Source organism: Bartonella sp. SD1336NMGDW (genome assembly GCF_042193565.1).
In the GTDB taxonomy this organism is placed as follows: domain Bacteria; phylum Pseudomonadota; class Alphaproteobacteria; order Rhizobiales; family Rhizobiaceae; genus Bartonella; species Bartonella grahamii.
Window position 1 is genome coordinate 1 of sequence record NZ_JBHILW010000073.1, and the last position, 1,008, is coordinate 1,008.

Here is a 1,008-nt window from a genome sequence, read left to right on the forward strand (position 1 = left end):
GTATTGAATGCAGCATTGGCAATATCCTTCGCCTCACTGGCTGCATAAAGCCCTTGTTGTGCACTTTCTTGTGCGTGTTGTGCCACATCTTTAATTTTATCAATTTTTGCAACCTGTGCACGTTCTTGAGGGGTTAAAATAAGATGCGTATTCCCCTCATTCATATTCTCCATATCAAAGGCATCTTTTTCTATTTTATCTGGATCATAAACTGATTTTGACATACCAACAGACTTTGAGCCTACAAAATAACGAATGGTATTTTTGAGATCTACCGGAGATATGGGATAATAAACACCTTCACTTCCCTTATGCCACTTTTCTATTGTTGGTTGGGTAGCACTCAACCATCGTAGTTTTGATCTTTCCTCTGTGGTTAAGATCTTTTTTGTAGGACCCTCGTTCATATTTTCCATAGAAAATACATTTGCCCCCACATTATCGGGATCATATGTAGCAGCCTTCATATCGCCAATCCCTAAAGACGATATTTTTACCCAGCCAACGCCTGATAAAATCGCATTCTCATGCACTTCACCACTTGCTTCAATATCACAAATTGTGACCTTATCTTTGTAAGCAAGAGCTCCAATATCTCTCTTTGCAACAGCATCATCAGCCTTTTTTCCTTGAGCAGCGGTTGCAAAATATTCTACCTCATAAGCTGCTGCACTCCCCACTGAAACAGGTGCAAGAGCCTTACTATCTAAAACACCTTCTTTGACTTCTTCTTTTGTTGCTGGTTCAAGCTTAAATATATGTGTGTGATAGGGTAATGGCATCGCGTTTCATTCCTTAGCAATTCTATTTTTGAGGTTGTGGGAGATGAGAGACTGCAATTCATCAATAAGTTTTTGCATGATCTCTATGCGTTGATCTGTCGCTTCTTGATACTCTGCCAAAGCGCTTAAAAGATCATGCTGTATATCGTTTTTGACAAGATCAAGCACCTTATTCAATGGCGCATGAACCATTCTATTGCTTGCATAAAAAAGGACGCGGATTTGC

1 protein-coding gene and 1 pseudogene are annotated in these 1,008 nt (G+C 39.7%); both read right to left on the bottom strand.

Features of this window, described 5'->3' with window-relative positions; genetic code table 11:
* Positions 1-782 (bottom strand): annotated as a pseudogene (locus ACFIKH_RS09155) (hypothetical protein); the annotation flags it as partial.
* A 6-nt stretch (positions 783-788) separates the two neighbouring features.
* Positions 789-1,008, bottom strand: a 220-nt coding sequence (locus tag ACFIKH_RS09160) for a hypothetical protein (RefSeq protein WP_375671536.1), incomplete at its 5' end; no start/stop codon positions are given.